Origin of the sequence: Paenalicyclobacillus ferrooxydans (assembly GCF_001399675.1) — a bacterium.
Classification (GTDB): domain Bacteria; phylum Bacillota; class Bacilli; order Alicyclobacillales; family Alicyclobacillaceae; genus Alicyclobacillus_B; species Alicyclobacillus_B ferrooxydans.
Genome location: NZ_LJCO01000103.1, coordinates 23873 through 44199 on the forward strand (window position 1 = coordinate 23873; position 20327 = coordinate 44199).

Annotated in this window: 17 protein-coding genes; 15 read left to right on the forward strand and 2 right to left on the reverse strand. The window is 52.5% G+C overall.

Annotation, left to right across the window (positions count from 1 at the left end; genetic code table 11):
• Positions 1-174: 174 nt before the first annotated feature.
• The 10 genes from rpsB to AN477_RS22320 all read left to right on the forward strand — a co-directional run bounded on the left by rpsB (position 175) and on the right by AN477_RS22320 (position 13439).
• Positions 175-888, forward strand: a complete 714-nt coding sequence (gene rpsB / locus AN477_RS22275) for a 30S ribosomal protein S2 (protein ID WP_054971383.1) — start codon at positions 175-177, stop codon at positions 886-888.
• A gap of 98 nt (positions 889-986) precedes the next feature.
• Positions 987-1637: a translation elongation factor Ts gene (tsf, locus tag AN477_RS22280; protein ID WP_054971384.1), complete on the forward strand. Its 651-nt coding sequence runs from the start codon at positions 987-989 to the stop codon at positions 1635-1637.
• 198 nt (positions 1638-1835) lie between these two features.
• Positions 1836-2567 (forward strand): UMP kinase, encoded by a 732-nt coding sequence (pyrH, locus tag AN477_RS22285; RefSeq protein ID WP_054971385.1) that lies wholly within the window; start codon positions 1836-1838, stop codon positions 2565-2567.
• Positions 2560-3117 (forward strand): ribosome recycling factor, encoded by a 558-nt coding sequence (gene frr, locus AN477_RS22290; protein WP_157062127.1) that lies wholly within the window; start codon positions 2560-2562, stop codon positions 3115-3117. The genes pyrH and frr overlap by 8 nt, the downstream gene beginning before the upstream one ends.
• A gap of 37 nt (positions 3118-3154) precedes the next feature.
• A complete protein-coding gene (locus AN477_RS22295) occupies positions 3155-3919 on the forward strand; it encodes an undecaprenyl pyrophosphate synthase (RefSeq protein WP_054971386.1) in 765 nt (254 codons plus the stop codon).
• Between the two features lie 8 nt (positions 3920-3927).
• Positions 3928-4713, forward strand: coding sequence for a phosphatidate cytidylyltransferase (locus AN477_RS22300; RefSeq protein WP_054971387.1), 786 nt, complete (start codon positions 3928-3930; stop codon positions 4711-4713).
• A gap of 78 nt (positions 4714-4791) precedes the next feature.
• Positions 4792-5970: a 1-deoxy-D-xylulose-5-phosphate reductoisomerase gene (locus AN477_RS22305; RefSeq protein ID WP_054971388.1), complete on the forward strand. Its 1179-nt coding sequence runs from the start codon at positions 4792-4794 to the stop codon at positions 5968-5970.
• The gene (rseP, locus tag AN477_RS22310; RefSeq protein ID WP_054971389.1) at positions 5967-7247 is read left to right on the forward strand and encodes an RIP metalloprotease RseP; all 1281 of its coding nucleotides are present in this window, start codon (positions 5967-5969) and stop codon (positions 7245-7247) included. The genes AN477_RS22305 and rseP overlap by 4 nt, the downstream gene beginning before the upstream one ends.
• Positions 7248-7321: 74 nt before the next feature.
• A complete protein-coding gene (locus tag AN477_RS22315) occupies positions 7322-9016 on the forward strand; it encodes a proline--tRNA ligase (RefSeq protein WP_054971390.1) in 1695 nt (564 codons plus the stop codon).
• A 28-nt stretch (positions 9017-9044) separates the two neighbouring features.
• Entirely contained in the window at positions 9045-13439 is a 4395-nt protein-coding gene (locus tag AN477_RS22320; RefSeq protein ID WP_054971391.1) for a PolC-type DNA polymerase III, read from the forward strand.
• 196 nt (positions 13440-13635) lie between these two features.
• Here AN477_RS22320 and AN477_RS22325 read toward each other — a convergent pair whose 3' ends face one another.
• Positions 13636-14367 carry a thymidine kinase gene (locus AN477_RS22325; protein ID WP_054971392.1) on the reverse strand — a complete coding sequence of 244 codons (732 nt, stop codon included), beginning with the start codon at positions 14365-14367 and terminating at the stop codon, positions 13636-13638.
• A gap of 460 nt (positions 14368-14827) precedes the next feature.
• Here AN477_RS22325 and AN477_RS22330 point away from each other — a divergent pair, with 460 nt between their 5' ends.
• Positions 14828-15631, forward strand: a complete 804-nt coding sequence (locus AN477_RS22330) for a glycosyltransferase family 2 protein (protein ID WP_169787943.1) — start codon at positions 14828-14830, stop codon at positions 15629-15631.
• A gap of 168 nt (positions 15632-15799) precedes the next feature.
• Here AN477_RS22330 and typA read toward each other — a convergent pair whose 3' ends face one another.
• A complete protein-coding gene (gene typA, locus AN477_RS22335) occupies positions 15800-17632 on the reverse strand; it encodes a translational GTPase TypA (protein ID WP_054971394.1) in 1833 nt (610 codons plus the stop codon).
• Between the two features lie 287 nt (positions 17633-17919).
• On the opposite strand from typA, the gene rimP reads away from it, so the two are divergent.
• From rimP to AN477_RS22355, 4 genes are all read left to right on the forward strand, one after another.
• Positions 17920-18393: a ribosome maturation factor RimP gene (gene rimP / locus AN477_RS22340; RefSeq protein WP_054971395.1), complete on the forward strand. Its 474-nt coding sequence runs from the start codon at positions 17920-17922 to the stop codon at positions 18391-18393.
• Positions 18394-18456: 63 nt separating this feature from the next.
• On the forward strand, positions 18457-19584 hold the full coding sequence (gene nusA / locus AN477_RS22345) for a transcription termination factor NusA (protein ID WP_054971396.1): 1128 nt from the start codon (positions 18457-18459) through the stop codon (positions 19582-19584).
• A 64-nt stretch (positions 19585-19648) separates the two neighbouring features.
• Positions 19649-19924, forward strand: coding sequence for an RNase P modulator RnpM (gene rnpM, locus AN477_RS22350; RefSeq protein WP_054971397.1), 276 nt, complete (start codon positions 19649-19651; stop codon positions 19922-19924).
• Complete coding sequence (locus tag AN477_RS22355; protein ID WP_054971398.1) at positions 19921-20316, forward strand: L7Ae/L30e/S12e/Gadd45 family ribosomal protein; 396 nt, start codon at positions 19921-19923, stop codon at positions 20314-20316. The genes rnpM and AN477_RS22355 overlap by 4 nt, the downstream gene beginning before the upstream one ends.
• The last annotated feature ends 11 nt before the right edge of the window (positions 20317-20327 follow it).

Here is a 20327-nt window from a genome sequence, read left to right on the forward strand (position 1 = left end):
TTGCAAATCGAATATTTTATAGTTGCTGTACGTTCTAGGCTATGATATATTAAAAAATGGTGTAATTACCCGCACTAAGCGGAGCACACACGTTTGCAGATGGAGTGCCAGGTCCCGTGTTTGGGCAGCAGTCCAAGTGAAGCGGACGGAGGACAAACCTGGGAGGTTATGAAATTGGCGATTATTTCTATGAAGCAGTTGCTGGAAGCTGGTGTGCATTTTGGCCACCAGACGCGTCGTTGGAACCCGAAAATGGCGCGCTACATTTTTACCGAGCGGAACGGTATCTACATTATTGATTTGCAGAAAACTGTTCGTAAGGTCGAAGAAGCCTACAATTTTGTTCGTGACTTGGCTGCGGAAGGTAAGACGATTCTGTTTGTCGGTACGAAGAAGCAGGCTCAGGAAGCTGTCAAGGAAGAAGCAGAACGCTCTGGGATGTACTATGTAAACCAGCGTTGGTTGGGCGGCACCCTGACAAACTTCCCAACCATTCAAAAGCGCATCAGTCGCCTGGTCAAGTTGGAGACCATGGAAGAGGATGGAACGTTCTCTGTGCTGCCGAAGAAGGAAGTTATTTTGCTTCGCAAGGAGAAAGAGCGCCTTGAGAAGTTCCTTGGCGGCATCAAGAACATGAAACAGATTCCGAGTGCGATGTTTATCATTGACCCGCGTAAAGAACGCATTGCGGTCGCAGAAGCACACAAACTCGGAATTCCGATTGTGGCGATTGTTGACACTAACTGCGATCCAGATGAGATTGATTATGTAATTCCTGGAAATGATGATGCTATTCGCGCTGTCAAGTTGCTGACCAACAAGATGGCGGAAGCCGTCCTTGAAGGTGCGCAACAGGTGTCGGAGGAGACGACGACTACGACGGCTTGAACGATATGAATTTCGCTGAAAGAGGCTGGTGGGGTGGCGTGCCTGTCCTCACCGCCTCTTTTTGCGCCTTACTTACTTAATTGGGAGGTACTTAGACGATGGAGATCACAGCAGCACTGGTAAAGCAGTTGCGTGAAAAGACTGGCGCAGGCATGATGGACTGCAAACGCGCGCTCACCGAAGCAAACGGTGACCTTGAGAGAGCTGGAGAACTGCTCCGCGAAAAGGGACTAGCTTCTGCGGCGAAGAAGGCAGGGCGTGTGGCTTCCGAGGGCATTGTTGAATCCTATATTCATGGCGGCGGACGCATTGGTGTTCTGGTAGAAGTGAACTCGGAAACAGACTTTGTTGCCAAGAATCAGGAATTCCGGGATTTTGTTCACGATGTCGCCATGCATATTGCTGCCGCAGGGCCACAATATGTGCGTCGCGAAGAAGTTCCGGCAGATGTGGTGGAACATGAAAAAGAAATCTTGAAGCAGCAGACGCTGAATGAAGGCAAGCCTGCAAATATCGTTGACAAGATTGTTGAAGGTCGCATTGACAAGTTCTTTAAAGATATTTGCTTGCTGGAACAACAGTTTGTGAAGAATCCAGACAAGACTGTTGAAGAATTGCTCAAAGAGACCATTGCCCACATTGGCGAAAATATCTCGATTCGTCGCTTTGCTCGATTTGTTGTGGGTGAAGGAATTGAGAAGCAAGAATCCAACTTTGTTGAAGAAGTCATGGCGCAAGTGCGCGGCTAAAATGAGTACGAAACTGGGAACACCAATGTGTGTTCCCTTTCTATAGGCAGAATACATTTTTGATGCACCAGCGCCGGTCTGCCTGATAACGCAGCCTGAGGAAATCATTCCGATGAACTGAACTGGCACAGACAGTGCCATTTAGAGGGATGCGTGTTATATTGGTTTGAAGGGTGTCGGTGGAACGGGGGAGTATACATGTCGTCACCGAAATACAGCCGCGTAGTCCTGAAGTTAAGTGGGGAGGCTCTTGCGGGCGAAAAAGGATATGGGATTGACGCCCAAGTGATTCAAAGAGTCGCTGATGAAGTGAAGGACGTCGTTGGGCTTGGCGTTCAGGCGGCTGTTGTGGTCGGAGGCGGGAACATCTGGCGCGGCATCTCCGGAAGTGCGCAGGGCATGGATCGCGCGACTGCTGATTATATGGGGATGTTGGCCACTGTGTTGAACGCCTTGGCGCTCCAGGATGCCCTTGAAAAAATGCATGTCGATACACGCGTGCAGACGTCTGTGGAGATGCGTCAGGTTGCTGAACCCTACATTCGACGAAGGGCGATTCGCCATCTGGAAAAGGGACGTGTTGTCATCTTTGCAGGCGGCACCGGCAACCCATATTTTTCAACAGATACAACGGCAGCACTGCGTGCTGCAGAGATCGAGGCCGACGTCATTTTAATGGCAAAGAACGGTGTCGACGGAGTCTACAGCGCTGATCCGTTAAAGTTCCCGGACGCCGTGAAATACGACCACCTTGGGTTTTTCGATGTGCTGAGTCAAGGGCTCGGTGTGATGGACTCGACCGCTACGTCGCTTTGCATGGACAATGACATTCCACTTTTGGTCTTTTCTATTACTGAACGCGGCAATATTCGTCGAGCAGTGCTTGGTGAATCGATTGGGACGATTGTTGGGAGGCAGACCCGTGATTGATACGATTCTGAAAAGTACAGAAGAACGGATGGATAAGGCAGTCCATGCGCTGCGCCGAGAGTTGGTTTCTGTGCGCGCAGGGCGTGCTTCCGCAAGCATGTTAGACAGGGTTGTGGTAGAGTACTACGGAAGTCAGATGCCTGTGAATCAGGTGGCGACAGTGAACAGCCCGGAACCGCGTCAGTTGGTTATACAACCGTGGGATAAAGGGATGTTGACAGAGATCGAGCGTGCCATTCAAAAGTCCGATCTCGGTCTGAATCCAATGAATGATGGAAGCGTAATTCGCCTTGTCATCCCGCCGCTCACTGAGCAACGTCGTCAAGAGTTGGTCAAGTTAGTAAAAAAGATGGCTGAAGAGTCTCGCGTGGCAGTAAGAAATGTCAGGCGTGATGCCAATGATGAATTGAAAAAGCTTGAGAAAACCGGAGACGCGTCAGAGGACGAAGTGCGCCGTGCGTCGGATAAGGTGCAGGCCCTTACGGATCGCTTTGTTGGTGAGGTTGACAAGGCAGCGTCCGCCAAAGAACAGGAGATTCTGGAAGTCTAGAGCTTTGCTGAGGTGTTGAGTGGGGAGGTTTGGGAGGATGAAGTGGCTTTTCAACAGATCATCCCAGACGCAAAGCGGGACGGAGTCCCAATTGTCGAAGGAAAACTTCCCCAGCCATGTAGCTATAATCATGGATGGGAACGGGAGATGGGCCAGACGACGCGGCTTGCCGCGGATAGCCGGGCACCATGCGGGAATGTCGACTGTACGCGATATCATTCGCGCAAGTGACGAAATCGGGTTGCAATACCTGACGTTGTATGCCTTTTCAACAGAGAATTGGAAGCGTCCGCGAGCAGAAGTCGAGTACCTGATGCGGTTGCCAGAGGAGTTTTTTCGCTCTGAAATTGATGAACTCGTGCAGCGAGGCGTGTGCGTGCGCTTTATTGGCGATACCTCACGCCTGCCTGAGTATACGCAAGAGACTGTGCGGCGAACTCTGGAACGAACCGGAAACAACCAAGGTATGACTGTTAGCTTTGCGCTTAACTACGGCGGACGTGCAGATGTGATTGGCGCCATTCAGGCATTTGCGAGACAGGTCGAGAACAATGAAACCACGTGGGATGACCTGTCAGAAGATGTGTTTGGCAATTACTTGTCTACATACGGCATTCCAGACCCCGACTTGATTATTCGCACGAGCGGGGAACAGCGGCTCAGCAACTTTTTAATCTGGCAGGCAGCTTATGCTGAACTATGGTTCACAGAAGCTTTGTGGCCCGATTTTAAACGGGCTGAGCTGGAAAGTGCGCTGATGGATTATCAGAAGCGCAAGCGTCGATTCGGTGGTTTGAAGTAGGTGAAACTGTGCTGCAAAAGCGGGTCATAACTGCCACCTTGGGTGTCGTCGTGGTTGTCATCGCGATGGCCCTTGGAGACACGGCATGGCGTTTGCTGGTGTACGTTGGAGCGATGTGGGCGATGATTGAGTTTGTTGGTCTTGCTCAGCAACGCTGGTACGGTCTCTTAAGTATTTGCGCCTATGTTGTGGTTAGCTATGCTTTATTCAGTCGTTCGCCCGTCAGCGCACACTCACTGGTGGTAGTTCTGGCTGTTTTCTTAGCGGTTCCGGTGTTGCTTCAGAATCGAATTTCGGTGCAGCAAGCCACTTTTGTTCTGGTTGGTGCACTTTATATTGGGCTCGGCGGGAGCAGCCTGACAGCCATGCGGAGCGTTCCGCATGGTTGGCAATGGTTGCTCATCTATCTGTTGGCAATCTGGTCAACCGACACTGCGGCCTACTTTGTTGGGAGGTCTGTTGGCGGGCGCAAGTTGTTGCCTGCCGTCAGTCCAAATAAAACTGTCAGTGGATCAGTTGGAGGGTTGGTTGCTGCGATTGTCATCCCGACGGTGCTTGGTGTGATTCTGATTTCGCCTGTCGGGTGGTGGAAGTACGCCGTGGTTGGATTGGTTGCTTCCGTCGCCGGTCAGGTCGGCGATCTCATCGAGTCGGCATATAAACGCACTTCAGGTGTCAAAGATTCAGGCCGTTTGTTACCTGGCCATGGCGGCATGCTTGACAGAGTAGACAGCCTCTTGTTTGCGGCACCCCTCGTCTATTGGATTATGCAATCGTTAACTAAGCTGACCTGATTTCATTTCTCAATAAAGAGAGACGCTCATCCGGAAAGAAACGGGAAAAACAACGAGCGGCAGATGGGGGGAGCGGTTATGGCAACCTCAATTACTGTACTAGGGTCAACGGGTGTGATTGGGAGACTCACTCTAGAGGTTCTGCGTGATCTCGGGGACCGTTTTGAAGTGAGGGCTTTGACGGCGGGTCAAAATGTTGACCTGTTGATTGATCAGATTGTCGCCACTCGACCAGCGTACGTTGCTGTTGGCGATGAAACTGCTCGAAAAAGTTTATCCGAACGATTGCCCTCCGAATTTCGCCACATGGAGATTGGCGTTGGCACGGAAGGTTTGGTGACTGCAGCGAAACTCTCTGCGGACGTGGTGGTTTCAGCTGTGGTTGGAGCCGTTGGTCTCTTGCCCACATGGGCGGCTGTGGACAGAGGAGCAACAGTAGCACTCGCGAACAAGGAGACACTTGTGGCTGGAGGAGACCTCATCATGCCTCGTGTTACAGCACAAGGATCGTCGATATTACCGCTGGATAGTGAGCACTCGGCCATATTTCAGTGCCTTGCAAGCCGTGGGAGTCTCGTCGGGTCGGTTCGCAAGCTTCTCGTTACCGCATCAGGCGGGCCCTTTCGAACTTGGGATGAGGCACAACTTGAAAATGTCACGGTCGCAGATGCGCTTCGTCATCCCACTTGGAATATGGGGCGTAAAATTACCATTGATTCGGCTACACTGATGAACAAGGGGCTTGAAGTGATTGAAGCGCATCATTTGTTCCAAACCCCGTATGATAGTATTGAGGTAGTTGTACATCCCCAAAGTATCATCCATTCGATGGTAGAGTTTGTGGACGGTTCTATCATCGCGCAACTCGGCCCGCCGGATATGCGCTTGCCGATTCAGTACGCACTGACGTATCCCGAGCGTGTCAAGCGGCAGACGAGCAGCTTAAATTTCGCAGAACTGTCGCGGCTCTCTTTCGAAGCCCCGGATGTCAGTCGATTCCCAGCGCTCCGGTTGGCCTATGAGGTTGGACGAGCGGGCGGGTACGCGCCGTGTGTCCTGAATGCAGCCAATGAAGTAGCTGTCGGAGCTTTTCTTGAGGGGAAGTTGCCGTTCACGGCGATTTCCAAGGTTGTCGAGCAAGCGCTGGAAGAGCATGAACAAGGAATGCCGGGCTCGATTGAAGACGTAGTGGAAATGGATGGTGTTGCTCGTCTCCTGACACAGGCGATTCTCAAGGAGGGCAGGTGGCGTGATTGATATTCTCCCTAGTCGGTGCTGTCAAGGCGGTTGTCGCCGTAGTTTTGGTTTTTCTCGGTACCATCGTCATTCATGAGTTCGGCCACTTTATCGTCGCGAAATGGTCTGGTGTTGCGGTACCTACGTTCGCAGTTGGATTTGGCCCGAAGCTTGTGAAATGGTTTCGAAATGGGACGGAGTACTCCATACGGCCATATCTGTTTGGCGGCTTTGTGCAGCTTGCGGGAGAGGTCCCGCAAGATTCGCTGTTCCGAAAAGGTGAAAAGATTGCGGTTGTACTCGATGAGAGGGATACGATTGTTCAGGTTGGCGAACCGGATGACGTCCGGGGAGGAGACGTGTTTCGACTCGTCGATCTCGATTTAAGTGACCGGCTTACAATGACGCTGGATGCAGACGGCGATGTTCGAACCTACAAGGTCAAGCCGCACGCCAGGTTGATGACGAGTCGCAAGAACTCCATGCCGATTGTTGAGCGACACGAGCAGGTGCTCGGAAAACCGCTGTGGCAACGGGCCTCCATTATTCTTGCCGGTCCAGTGATGAATTTCCTCTTGGCAGGCATCCTATTTGCTGTGGTATATATGCATACAGGAGTACCGCTGAATCAACCTGTCCTTGGACAAATAGAAGCGGGTTCCCCGGCGCAGGCAGCAGGCTTGATGGCTGGGGATCAGGTATTGTCAGTGAGCGGTTCAAAGGTGACCGACTGGATGAGTTTCGTCAATGCCATTCAAGCCGATAAGTCGAATCCTCCTGCACCGCTTGATCTGAAAGTCTTGCGGTCTGGTCACGTCGTTAATGTCGAGGTTAAGCCGAAAATGGTTACGATCCCTGGCGGCGGACACGTCCCGCAACTTGGCATTCACCAGCCTGTTACGTATAGCGTCACAAAGACGGTACCGAGTGGTTTTTCATCTGTCTATTATGCATCTGCAAACACACTCGGATATTTGTTCCACCAAGTGATTGCACATCATCAGTTTCAAAACCTTGCAGGTCCTGTAGGTATCGCAGATGTGATTGGTCAACAAGCTCAATCGGGCGTTTGGAACGTCTTGATGATTGCAGGTCTCTTGAGCCTGAACCTTGGGCTCATGAATCTGTTACCCATCCCCGTACTAGATGGGGGACGACTCCTGTTTATGATCGTCGAGTTGTTCCGTGGCAAGGCACTGGACCCAAGGAAAGAGGGGCTCGTGCACATTGTCGGGTTTGCGCTTCTGATGCTGTTTGGAGTCATGATTACGTATCGCGATGTACTACGGTTGTTTTAATGTGACCTGGGTTCATGAGATGGTTATAGTTGAGTTGGGCCTAATGTGAGCTATGGAATGTGGGAGGAAATTGGATGCGACAAACGAGGCTTTTCCTGAATACGATGCGGGAAAATCCCGCCGACGCGGAGATCGCAAGTCATCAGTTGATGGTGCGGGCAGGCTTGGTCAGGCAGTTGACCGCTGGTGTGTATACCTTTTTGCCGCTCGGGTACCGGGTGCTCAAAAAGATTGAAGCGATTGTAGAATCCGAAATGGATGCCATCGGTGCGCAAGAGGTCTTGCTGCCCGCCATGCAACCTGAAGAGTTGTGGGTTGAGTCAGGCAGGTCTGAGACCTATGGGCCTGATATGTTCCGTCTCGCTGATCGCCATCAGCGAAAAGTGGTGCTTGGACCGACACATGAAGAGGTCGTTACGAACCTGATTGATAACGAGGTCAGTTCCTACCGTCAACTTCCAATCACGCTCTACCAGATTCAAACGAAGTTTCGCGATGAAGTCCGGCCGCGCGGCGGACTGCTCCGTGTCCGAGAGTTTCGCATGAAGGATGCCTATTCCTTCCACACCTCCCCGGAAAGTCTAGATGAGACGTATCGGGATATGCATGATGCCTACTGCCGAATCTTTGAGCGACTTGGGATTGGCTATCGCGCTGTTGAGGCCGACTCAGGAGCCATCGGCGGCTCTGGCGGTTCACACGAGTTCATGGTGCTCTCGGAGGCCGGGGAAGACACCGTTGCCGGATGTACAAGCTGTGACTACTCGGCGAACCTTGAAAAGGCTGTTGCAGTGCCGCTGCCTGCAGGTGACGCATCTGCCACGCCGGCTCCTCTGGTGGTTCCGACGCCAGGCACAAAGACAATCGAGGAATTGTGCCGTCTGCTGGATGTTCCTGCTTCAAGGATCATTAAAGTCGTTGTGTACTTCGCAGATGGACAAGCTGTGGGCGTTTGCCTGCGTGGTGATCACGAGGTCAATGAGGCCAAACTGAAGGCGGTACTCGGCGCGGATCACTTGAGGCTGGCCACGGCAGACGAAGTGCTTTCAGCGGCTGGAAAACGCGTCGGATTTGTCGGACCTGACGCTCCGATTCGCATGCTGTTTGACAGAGACATTCAAAGTGTCAGCGATGGTGTGGCGGCGATGGCTGGGGAAGACGAGCACAAGATCCACGTTGTGCCAGGTCGTGACTTCGATTTGTCGGAAACCGTCGATATTCGAAACGTCGTGGATGGGGATGCCTGTCCTCGTTGCCAGAGCCCACTCGCTTTCTATAACGGCATTGAAGTGGGGCACATTTTTAAACTTGGCACACGCTATACAGATGCGTTTGACACCACCTATCTTGATGCAAACGGGGCTGCGCACCGGATCATCATGGGGTGCTATGGGCTTGGTACGTCTCGAGTGCTGGCTGCCATCGTCGAGCAGTCCCACGATGAGAAGGGCATCATCTGGCCGTCTGCGGTTGCACCCTTCCAGGTTCACATTGTCTTGGTCAGCGTCAAAGACGAGGCGCAAGTGAAAGCGGCCGAGTCCCTGTATCACCGGTTGTACGCAGCCGGGGTCGAAGTCCTCCTCGACGATCGCGATGAACGTCCTGGAGTTAAGTTCAACGACGCAGACCTGATGGGTGTTCCCGTGCGTGTGACGATTGGGAACAAGATTAAAGAAGGTCAAGTAGAGTTGAAGGACCGCAAGACCGGAGACGTTCAAGTGTTGTCGGCTGAAGAAGCTTTTGCAACTGTGCTGGGAATGGTGAAGTGATACAGAATTGGATGTTGGGGGGAAGACCATGGACGCCGTAGACGTGCGGAGCGAAACAGGCTCAACTGCGCCTGCCGACCTCGTAACACAACTCCTCCCGATGATTGAAACCGTTCGGGTCCACAGGGCCAGACGACAGCTCGCAGTTGTCTTGAAGCCTTGCCCTGTGCATTTCGGACTAGAAGCTCCTGGAGCAGATTTCAAGGCGCAGGTCGCCCAGTTTGTGGGGCAGTTTCGAAGTCTGCAAGCGGTTTGTGAAAGTCAATTTGCGGATGCCAATTACACTCTCTTGACGGAGGAGCGGATTCATCCGTCAAGCGTGTCAGAAGACGTCATCAACGTGCTGGTCGATGTGCTGCTCGACTGGTACGTGGATGATGAAGGGATTACTGGGAACATGCTTCGACACGCTGCGCGTGTGCTCCAAGTGTCCGATGGCGGTTGGCAGTTACAGTTTTGTCTTGGCACAGAAGCGGAATGCGCAAAAGTCCAAAAGAAACAGGCGCTTACGTGGATTGCAGAGCAGTGCAAGAGGGCGTTTGGCGTCCAGCTGTCGGCAATTTGCACAGTCGATTATCTCGCTCAAGTGCGGCAAGAGGCACTCCGCAAGGAACTGGACGATGCACAGCAAAGAGAAGTCGCAGACATGATTGCACGGGAGCAAGAGCTTGCGAAACGGGCAGAGACGGTCGAGGAGAAACGTCCGGAGGGCGGTGACCGCCCTTGGCGGCGCAAGAAAGAGGACGATGGCCCAATTGTGCCCTTGTGTCTGGGGCGTGCGATTGATGACCAACCGATCTCGATTCACGATATCCAGGATGAAATGCGCAGAGCTGTTGTGGAAGGGCGCGTGTTCCGCCATGAAGTGCGGACATTACCGAGTGGTCGAACACTTGTGCAGTTTAACATCACAGATGACAAAGATTCCATCTCAGCCAAACTGTTTGCGAGCACTGACCGTCAACTGCAGGCACTTGCCGACCTCAAGGACGGCGTAACCATAAGGATTGCAGGTAATGTACAGTTTGACACGTACGCCAAGGAACTCGTGTTCATGATCCAAGACATGCAACCGGGTGAATCTGCAGCTCGTAAGGACACTGCAACAGATAAACGTGTTGAGTTGCATATGCATTCAACGATGTCTACTTTAGACGGCCTGAATGAAGTGAAAGACTACGTTAAACAAGCTGCGAAGTGGGGCCATCAGGCAGTTGCCATCACAGACCACGGAGTCGCCCAGGCCTTCCCGGAAGCGTACGCTGCAGGGAAGAAGAACGAGATCAAAGTGATCCTCGGGGTTGAAGCCTATGTTGTGGACGATGGGGCGCCGATTGTCTATCGACCCGATGACAGCGCACTTGACGCTGCGACTTTTGTCGTTTTTGACACCGAGACAACCGGTTTGAACGCACGGGAAGATACGCTGATTGAACTCAGTGCGGTCAAAGTGGTGAACGGCGAGATTGTCGATACATTTACGACACTTATCGACCCGTTGCGCCGCATTCCGCAGAAAGTCTCAGAGCTGACTGGCATCACGGATGACATGGTGAGGGGTCAACCGCAGCTTGAAGACGCCTTGAATCGGTTTCGCAGTTTTGCCAGTGGTGCCGTATGGGTTGCGCATAATGCAGAGTTTGACGTCGGATTCCTTGGCCAGTGTGCAAGACGTCTCTCGATGCCGGACTGGAAGGAGCCCGTCATCGATACGCTTGCGTTGGCAAGAGCACTGTACCCTGGGGAGAAGAACTACCGTCTCAAGACGTTAACGCAAAAGTTTGAGGTTCAATTGGTCAACCACCACCGCGCTCTGGCTGACTCCGAGGCCACAGCCAAGGTATTTTTGAAATTGCTGGAGGGTGTAAAAGCCCGGCAGATTCATCGAGTCATGCAGTTAAACACGCTGCGTGGGGGCGTCGATGTGACACGGGTTCGTCCGTTTCATCTCACGATGCTTGCGCAAAATACTGCTGGTCTTAGAAACGTTTATGAACTCATTTCTTTTTCTCATACCGAGACTTTTCATCGAGTTCCCAGACTTCCGCGAAGTGAACTCTCTAAGCGTCGGCAAGGTGTGTTGATTGGCAGTGCATGTCAGCAAGGAGAGGTATTTCAGTCTTTTCTGCGTGGGAAGTCGATAGAAGAGATTGAAGAAGTCTGCCGTTTTTACGACTACCTCGAGATCCAACCCTTGCTTCACTATGAACCTTTGATTCGCGAGGGGCTGATTCAAAGTCTCGAGAGTGTGAAGGAGATCCATCGGCAAATTGTAGACATCGGGAAACGTCTTGAGATTCCTGTTGTGGCAACCGGGGATGTCCATTATCTGAACCCGGAGGACGCGGTATACCGGGATATCTTCCTGCAGTCTCAAGGGACGACCGGGCCGCAGCCGCCGATGCACTTCTACACGACAGACGAGATGCTCTCTGCTTTCTCATACCTCGGTGAAGATGCCATGGACGTGGTTGTTCACAACACGGTGCACGTTGCAGAGCTGATTGAAGAAGTGCGGCCAATGCCGAATGAACTCTTTACGCCCGTGATTCCTGGGGCAGAGGAAGAGATCGAGCGCATGTCGTACGAAAAGGCGCGACGTCTGTACGGTGATCCGTTGCCGGAAATTGTCGAAGCGCGGCTGAAAAAGGAATTGAACTCGATTATCACACACGGGTTCGCCGTCATTTACTTGATTGCACACAAACTCGTGGTCAAGTCACTGTCGGATGGCTACTTGGTTGGCAGTCGTGGATCCGTTGGTTCGTCACTAGTCGCCACCATGACGGATATTACCGAGGTCAATCCGCTGCCGCCGCATTACCGTTGTGAGACGTGCAAATATAACGAGTTCATCGAAGACGGATCGGTTGGTTCCGGTTTTGATTTACCGGAGAAAGACTGCCCGAACTGCGGCACACCGCTCGTCAAGGACGGACAAGACATCCCGTTTGAGACATTCCTTGGCTTCAAAGGCGACAAGGTACCTGATATTGACCTGAACTTTTCTGGCGAATACCAGCCGCGAGCGCACGCATACACCGTCGAACTGTTTGGTGAGGACCACGTCTTCCGTGCGGGCACAATCTCCACTGTTGCGGAGAAAACGGCCTACGGCTATGTTCGCAAGTTTGCGGATGAACGGGGTATGGTGCTGCGAAATGCTGAAATTGACCGACTGGTTCAGGGGTGTACGGGGATCAAGCGGACAACCGGGCAGCACCCGGGTGGCATGGTGGTCGTGCCGTCACATAAGTCGATTTACGAATTTACGCCCGTTCAGTACCCTGCAGATGACCAGAGTGCGGGAATGCGGACGACACACTTTGATTATCACTCTGGCCTTGAAAGCTGTCTGTTAAAGCTTGATATCCTCGGACATGACGATCCAACGGTCATTCGTATGCTTCAGGACCTCACCGGAGTCGATCCGAAGACGATTCCGCTCGACGATTCGAAGGTGATTGGGCTCTTTAGCGGCACAGACACGCTTGGGGTTGCATCTAAGGACATTCGTTCCAACACTGGGACGTATGCAATTCCTGAGTTTGGCACCAAGTTTGTCAGGCAGATGCTTGAGGACACGAGGCCGACGACGTTCTCCGAGTTGGTCCGTATTTCTGGTCTGTCCCACGGGACGGACGTGTGGTTGAACAACGCGCAAGACTTGATTCGCCGAGGTGTAGCTACACTGTCTGAAGTCATCTGCGCACGCGATGACATCATGGTCTACTTGATCTACAAGGGCCTGGACCCGTCGCGGGCATTCAAAATTATGGAAGGCATCCGGAAAGGCAAAGGCGTCACAGAAGACGACGAGAGTTACATGAGACAGTTTGATGTTCCGGATTGGTACATTGAGTCCGGACGCCGTATTAAATACATGTTTCCGAAGGCCCACGCGGCCGCTTATGTTCTGATGGCTGTGCGTATTGCATGGTTCAAAATCCATCATCCACTGGCCTTCTACGCAACCTACTTCACCGTTCGCGCGGATGACTTCGACGTTGAACTGATGGCTCGGGGACGCGAAGCTATCGTGGCACGCATTGAGGAGATCGAGGCGAAGGGTAATGCAGCGCTGCCAAAGGAGAAGAGTCTGTTGACGGTGCTTGAAGTGGCACTTGAGATGGTCGTGCGCGGATTCCGCTTTTTGCCCGTCAATCTCTATCAGTCCCATGCGAACAAGTTCCAGGTGATAGAAGACCAGCAGGCGCTGTTACCCCCGTTTGCCGCTATTCCTGGCGTTGGCGAGGCAGCAGCAGCGAGCTTGCACCGTGCAGCTTCAGAGGGTGAGTTTCTCTCCATCGAGGATCTCCAATCTCGCAGTCGGGTCTCGAAGACTGTTGTTGAGATTCTCGAAGGGCTTGGTTGCCTGAAGGGGATGCCGGAGACCAACCAGTTATCTCTGTTTGACCTATAGTTCTTGCGTGAAATGGTTTGATTGTTGTTTTGTGCGACTTCTCTGATGGATCGTCCTGTGTTTGAAAATAGGATGGGGCATCACAAGATGTGAACAGGTAAAAGGCTGGCCCGTTGTCCATGACGACGGGCCAGCCTTTTTGATATTCAGTGAGTCAGATGCCAGCCGGGCTCCACTGGGCCCCAACGGCAGTTTACTATTCGTCTGCCGCAGCGACTTCTGCACGCACGACATCAACAACCGACCGCGTGTCGACCGGATAGACCTCTGTCGATTCCGAGTAGAAGGTGACATGACAGCGTCGGCACCGAGGTTCGTAAGACTCTGTGGCTCCGGGAAAGACAATCGGATCGTTCCATGCCGCAGGTCGGCCGTCGATGAGACGCTGTGGCAGGACAGCTGGCGCGCCGCAGCGAACGCACGTTGACGTGAGGCTAACGCGCTCGTCTGCGAGGGCAAGGATATCGCCCATCGGGCCAAAGGGCATACCGCGAAAATCTTTGTCTAGTCCGGAGACGACAACGAGACAACGCTGACGCAAAAGCTGAGCGAGCACTTTGATGATGACATACCCGTCAGCGTCCCGTTCCATGAAAAACTGGACTTCGTCACACGCGACGATCCCATATGTATTGGTCATCACATCGTTGTACAAGGCGATGGGACTGTCAACCAGAGTGGCCTCGATTCGTTGTCCGCTGTGGCTCGCAATCTGTGTATCTGAGTAGCGCGTGTCGAGTCCGTGTTTATACACGCCGATGCGCCTAGCTTTGTAGACAATGTCTTCACGCCTCGCAGCCTGTGCTCGAATTGCCTCGACACGTTCAAAAGTGCGGATCCGAGCAATCAGTTCTTCTGTCTTTCCCGACATCATGTTTCCTGTAATAACCAAAAGATGTCCAACATCCGGGTTGGGCGTGTCAAACATTGTAAGTCAGACTTCCTTTCCATTGTTACGTCGCTTTTCGGTTGCTGTTATCGTATCGTCGCGGTTCACACACTGTTACTTAGGAGTCTTTCCGACTGCAAAATTCGACAAAAAAACGGCCCTTTCCTTCCGTCTAGTGGAATTTGTCCGTGTCAAAAATTCATTGACTCACTTACTTTGAAACGTGGACCGTTTTAGGACGGGGTCGAGCTGACTCAAGTGCTGGCTCGAACGGCCGAGCCCGATAAGGATACACTTCTATTTTAAGTCACTAGCCAGAAAGAGAAAACAGGTTGAAATGTGCCAAATTGCCTAAACAGTTTTTAGGAGAGTGGCGGGATTGGAAAAAACCAGAAGGATAAATTCTTATAGCCCCGGACCTGCCCTTCAGCGCCTGTATCGCCAAGATACACTGGGTTTAAACGTTCAGCGACCCAAACCCATACGGGGTCCCAAGGACTTGCGACGATACTCCTCAGTGGTCACGGTGGTCATTCCTTCCTACAATCCAGGCGGATATCTCAAAGAGGCCGTTAAAAGTGTATTCACACAGACGTATAAAAATTGGCGCATGATTATTGTCGATGATGCTTCGTCCGATGGCAGCATTGCAAGTATCCGTGAATACTTAAGAGACCCTCGGATTAGGGTGATCCGCAATAAAAAGAACATGGGCCAAACGAAGTCTCTCAATGTTGCCCTAAAACATGTGCATACGCCATTCATAGTTCAGCTGGACAGTGATGATTGGTTCTTGCCGCATACTTTACAAACACTGGTCAAGGAAACTCGCAATATCGGGCCAAATGTTGCACTCATCAGTGGAAACATTAAACTTCTGTGGCGCGCCAAAGGTGGAAATCCGAGCAAATCGCTCGTTATCAAAGGGAGGCAGTTCAAAGATAAGTACCCGTTTTTACTTTCCAATAAATCTTGTTGGCCGCGATTTTACCGGACGAGGGCCTTGCGAGCAGTCGGTGGATGGCCTACAGACGGACCTTATGAAGGGAGATATATTGAAGACCTGCGAATTCTGTTTAAACTGATACCGAGATATAGATTCAAGTGGATTGATAAGACTCTGTACGTACACCGCCGTCATAACAAGAGTATGACTCACCACACCCAGAAAATGAAAAAAACACTTTACTGGTTAATTGACAAAACCTTAAGAGACTGGGGTGACGAGTACCTCCCCACATACAGACTTCTGCGCAATGGCTATCCTCAGCTAAAATCGTTAGTCCCAAAGCGTGCTCTGTAATCGGATATTCGTTTTGGTGCACAGTGAACGAAAATCAAAAATCACTCCTCAACGAGCCAGTTGGCTCGGTGAAGAGTGATTTTTTTATCTGTCACGATCCGTTGTGCGTCTTTGTTTCGCTTGTGCACCAGCGTCGTTCAGCTCTGGTACCCGGCAGCTCCGTATGATTTACTGGGGCTGTTTGGCACGTTTCGCCGATTTTTCACGTTCGCCCTTGTTTAAGATGCGCTTGCGAAGCCGGAAGCTCTGCGGCGTTATCTCACACAGTTCGTCGTCTTCAATGTACGTAATCGCCGCTTCCAGACTCAACTGCCTGGGCGTCTTCAGTCGTGTTGTTTCGTCCTTCGTGGAAGAACGGACGTTGGTCATATGCTTCTGTTTCGTGCAGTTGACCGCCAGGTCGTTCTCACGGGAGTGTTCCCCGATAATCATCCCTTCGTACACCTCAGTACCCGGTGTGATGAACATTACGCCGCGGTCTTCCAGGTTTTGCAGACTGTACGCTGTAGCCGGGCCGCTGTCAATGGACACCAACACACCTTGGCGCCTCGTCGTGACTTCGCCGCGCCATGGTCCGTATTCGAGGAAACTATGGTGCATGATCCCGTAGCCTCTGGTCAGGGTCAGGAATTCGGTCCGAAACCCAATCAATCCGCGCGCCGGGACGGTGAATTCGAGACGCGTGGACTCGCCGGATGCCGACGGTTCCAGGTGACGCATTTCTGCTTTGCGCAGACCAAGTGTCTCGATGACAGCGCCAACTGCTTCGCTCGGCACATCGGCAACGAGGTATTCAATCGGCTCGTAGACGGTATCGCCTTCACGACGCAAAATGACCTGTGGTTTCGAGACCTGGAACTCGTATCCTTCGCGACGCATCTTCTCAATCAGGATGGAGAGATGAAGTTCACCGCGGCTGGCAACGAGAAACGTATCTGCATCGTCCGTCTCATTGACGCGCAGACTGACATCCGATTCGAGCTCTGCAAACAGTCTGTCGCGAACTCGCCTTGAGGTGACATAGGTGCCTTCACGTCCGGCCATCGGGCTGTCGTTCACGAGAAATGCCATTTCGAGCGTCGGTTCGTCGATGCGAAGGAGCGGCAGTGGATCTGCGTTGTCCGGGTCGCAGACGGTTTCGCCGACGGTCAGGTCCTCGATGCCAGCGACGGCAACAATATCACCAGCGACAGCCAAGTCCACTTCAATGCGGCGCAGACCTTCGAATCCAAACAGTTTTGTAATGCGTGAACGTGCAATAGAACCGTCGCGCTTTACAACAGCGATACTTTGACCGACCGATATGGTGCCGCGCGCAATCCGTCCGATGCCGATGCGACCCATGAACTCGTTGTAGTCGAGCATTGTGACTTGCCACTGAAGAGGCCCATCGGGATCGACCGTTGGGTTCGGAATGTGCGTGACAATAGCATCAAAAATCGGTTTCATGTCTGTGCCAGGCACATTTGGGTCTGTCGTTGCGACGCCTTGCAGTGCCGAGGCGTAAACAACGGGAAAATCGCACTGCTCGATGCTGGCTCCAAGCTCGATGAACAGGTCGAGAACCTCATCGACGACTTCGGCAGGCCGAGCTGCCGGTCGGTCCATCTTGTTCACCACGACAATCGGCGTGAGACCTTCGGCAAGCGCCCGACCAAGTACGAACTTCGTTTGCGGCATAACACCCTCGAAGGCGTCGACAACGAGGAGTACTCCGTCAACCATCTTCACGATTCGCTCGACTTCACCGCTGAAATCCGCGTGTCCGGGTGTATCGACAATGTTGATTTTGTAATCTTCGTAAGGAATAGCTGTGTTTTTGGCCAGAATGGTAATCCCGCGCTCACGCTCGAGTTCACCGGAATCCATTGCGCGCTCCTGGACCTGTTCGTTTGAACGAAACAGTCCGGATTGTCGTAATAACTGGTCGACAAGACTGGTCTTACCATGGTCGACGTGAGCCACAATGGCCACGTTTCGAAGCGAATTTGTTGCTGACATTTTTATCCTCACCTGTCATACTGGTTTATTGTTCTCTGGAGACGGAGAGTTCGCGGTCCTTCCAAAGACCATACCATCTCCGGCGCATCGGTGCAATTAGTTAACGATAAATGTCTTTGCCATTGAGTGGGATCCGTGCTATACTCGGATTGTTAGGCTTCGTATAGGTTATGACGCGAAGAGTGGGGAAACCCACTCTTCGTTGCATGAACAGTGGCTGTTGGGTATTATCTGCCCGCATCTGCTGCCAGCCGAAGAGAGTGACGGTATCAAGGGGAGGTAACTCCGTGCCAAAAGAACGTGTGACAGACATCGTGGAGAAACTGGCGGAGCCGATTGTGGAAGAAGCAGGGCTTGAACTAGTGGACGTTGAGTTTAAAAAGGAAGGCGCCAACTGGTACCTGCGCGTGTTTATCGACAAACCGGAAGGGGTAGACATCGACGACTGTACACGGGTCAGCGAACAACTGTCTGACCGTCTGGATGAAGTCGATCCGATTCCAACGGCCTATTTCCTGGAGGTATCCTCGCCAGGCGCTGAACGCCCCTTGAAAAAACCATCGGACTTCGAGCGGGCTGTGGGTGAGCATGTACATGTTTCCTTGTACGAAGCACTGGACGGCAGGAAGAGTTTCGAAGGAGAGCTCGCAAAGTATTCCAACGACGCCGTTACCCTGCACTACCTCGTGAAAGGGGTTCAGAAAACCGTCGAGATCCCAACCGAAAAAATTGCATCCGCGAGGCTGGCGGTTGAGTTTTAGGTTGCGCTTAACGTGTGAGGACTGTTCGTTCTCGGCGACGGTGAAAGGGGGAGAAAACATTCAATGAACGTTGAGTTTATCGAGGCTCTTGACCAACTGGCTAAGGAAAAGGGCATTGACAAAGACACCTTGCTCGAAGCCATTGAAGCGGCACTCATCTCGGCTTATAAACGAAACTTTAATTCTGCACCAAATGTCCGTGTAGAGATTGGCCGTGAGACGGGCGAGGTGCATGTGTTTGCCCGGAAGGAGGTTGTTGAAGTTCCTTCCGATACCCGGCTTGAAATCTCGCTGGACGCGGCGCTGGATATCAGTGCAGCGTACCAGATTGGGGACGTCGTGGAAATCGAGGTGACACCGAGAGACTTCGGGCGGATTGCGGCTCAAACTGCAAAACAGGTCGTGACACAGCGGATTCGTGAGGCGGAACGTTCGATTGTGTATCACAAGTACGTGGACCGCGAGGACGACATTGTCACGGGTGTGATTCAACGGCAGGATGCACGCGCGGCCTACGTAGACCTTGGTCAAACCGAAGCTGTCCTGCCGTTGTCGGAACAGATGCCGACGGATAAGTTCAAGATGGGTGACCGCATCAAGGCGTATATCACCCGTGTTGAGCGGACGACCAAAGGCCCGCAGATTGTTCTGTCACGGACGCATCCTGGTCTCTTGAAGCGACTGTTTGAACTCGAGGTTCCGGAAATATACGAAGGGGTCATCGAGATCAAGGGCGTGTCAAGGGAAGCGGGCTACCGGTCCAAGATTGCTGTTCACTCCAAGAATCCAGATGTCGATCCGATTGGCGCTTGCGTCGGTGCCCGCGGAATGCGTGTGCAGTCTGTAGTGACGGAACTCGGCGGCGAAAAGGTAGACATCATCAAGTGGAGTGAAGAGCCGGAGGAGTTCGTCGCGCACAGCCTGTCGCCAGCGAAGGTCTCGAGTGTGCAGATCCTTGACGAAGAACGGATCGCTCGGGCGATTGTCCCGGATTACCAACTGTCACTTGCGATTGGCAAAGAAGGGCAAAACGCGCGTTTGGCGGCGAAGTTGACCGGCTGGAAGATTGACATCAAGAGTGAAACCCAAGCAGCGGAACTCGGAATGTTTGGACGTATTGACTTTGAGGAAGATACAGAAGAAGAAGAAGACGTCGGTACCCTGTCAGTCGATTGGCTAAACGAGCCGTAGTCGGCTTTGCTTGGCTCGACAGGGTGTCAGCAGGGTGAACTCGTCTGGGAGGAGGACTTTGGACATGCAGAAGACAAAGAAAACACCTTTGAGAAAGTGTGTCGGATGTCAGGAGATGCATGACAAACGCGAACTTCTACGCGTAGTGCTCACGCCAGAGGGCGAGGTCCTGCTCGATCCGACGGGCAAGCAAAATGGGCGAGGTGCGTACCTCTGCCCCAAAGCGGAGTGTTTGCAACTTGCGCGAAAGAAAAAAGCGCTCGAACGTGCTCTGAAGACGTCGATTCCGGATGCGGTCTATGACCGCCTGTTGATGAAGATGGAGGGGATCGCAAAGTGACACAGCAAGAGGGCGCTCCGTCCGACCACTCGTCAGCACCGGACGGCCGTGACGAATCAAAGTTTTTACAGGCCATTGGGCTTGCGCTGCGTGCGCGTCACGCTGTTGCCGGACACACGGGTGTGCTCCAAAGTGTGCAGGGGGGTAAGTCACGGTTGGTGATTGTAGCAAGTGACGCGGGTGCAAATGGGCTGAAGAAGTACCGTGACAAATGCACATTTTATCGTGTGCCGCTCGTGACTGCTTCAGACCGCTCAAAGCTCGGAGTCGCGTGCGGGCGTTCATATACAGTCGTTGTCAGCGTTACGGACGATGGGTTTGCAAGGATGTTGTCGGAACTCGCTCGGGAAATCTACGGAGGTGAAGCCTTTGGCGAAACTTCGAGTTTATGAATACGCAAAGC

What these genes read in the sequence shown, in the direction of transcription:
- tsf (WP_054971384.1), top strand. Translation starts at nt 987, where the DNA reads ATGGAGATCACAGCAGCACTGGTAAAGCAGTTGCGTGAAAAGACTGGC.
- pyrH (WP_054971385.1), top strand. Translation starts at nt 1,836, where the DNA reads ATGTCGTCACCGAAATACAGCCGCGTAGTCCTGAAGTTAAGTGGGGAG.
- AN477_RS22295 (WP_054971386.1), top strand. Translation starts at nt 3,155, where the DNA reads ATGAAGTGGCTTTTCAACAGATCATCCCAGACGCAAAGCGGGACGGAG.
- AN477_RS22305 (WP_054971388.1), top strand. Translation starts at nt 4,792, where the DNA reads ATGGCAACCTCAATTACTGTACTAGGGTCAACGGGTGTGATTGGGAGA.
- AN477_RS22315 (WP_054971390.1), top strand. Translation starts at nt 7,322, where the DNA reads ATGCGACAAACGAGGCTTTTCCTGAATACGATGCGGGAAAATCCCGCC.
- AN477_RS22320 (WP_054971391.1), top strand. Translation starts at nt 9,045, where the DNA reads ATGGACGCCGTAGACGTGCGGAGCGAAACAGGCTCAACTGCGCCTGCC.
- AN477_RS22325 (WP_054971392.1), bottom strand. Translation starts at nt 14,367, where the DNA reads ATGTTTGACACGCCCAACCCGGATGTTGGACATCTTTTGGTTATTACA.
- typA (WP_054971394.1), bottom strand. Translation starts at nt 17,632, where the DNA reads ATGTCAGCAACAAATTCGCTTCGAAACGTGGCCATTGTGGCTCACGTC.
- nusA (WP_054971396.1), top strand. Translation starts at nt 18,457, where the DNA reads ATGAACGTTGAGTTTATCGAGGCTCTTGACCAACTGGCTAAGGAAAAG.
- rnpM (WP_054971397.1), top strand. Translation starts at nt 19,649, where the DNA reads ATGCAGAAGACAAAGAAAACACCTTTGAGAAAGTGTGTCGGATGTCAG.